Source organism: Lysinibacillus sp. GbtcB16 (assembly GCF_019091145.1).
Lineage (GTDB): Bacteria > Bacillota > Bacilli > Bacillales_A > Planococcaceae > Lysinibacillus > Lysinibacillus fusiformis.
In genome coordinates this window covers 1-242 of the sequence record NZ_JAGXJV010000793.1, presented here as the reverse complement: position 1 = coordinate 242, position 242 = coordinate 1, and the positions used below count along the sequence as shown (strand labels likewise).

Sequence of the window (242 nt, the reverse complement as noted above, 5' to 3'; positions counted from 1 at the left end):
CGGCCGGTATTCTGCAACTGGAATCCAGATATAGTGTCCGTCCGTATCAATGCCCCCTGGATGGTACATCGTCCCTTCCCCGATCTGAATGTCGTGAAGAAGCTGACCTCTTTCATCCATCACATATAAGTGCCCAATGCCCTTGCCTTCCGTGCGGCTGTAGCCCTGATTGGCATTAGTGAAACTAACAGGTGCCTCCAGCAGCTCTACGGATGATAGGTAGAACAAGCCACTGCTGCGAA

General features: G+C 52.1%; 1 protein-coding gene. It reads right to left on the bottom strand.

The features are described 5' to 3' along the window. A partial coding sequence (locus tag KVT27_RS25920) for a DUF6454 family protein (RefSeq protein WP_254636308.1) occupies positions 1–228 on the bottom strand: 228 nt, incomplete at its 3' end. Positions 229–242: the final 14 nt, after the last annotated feature.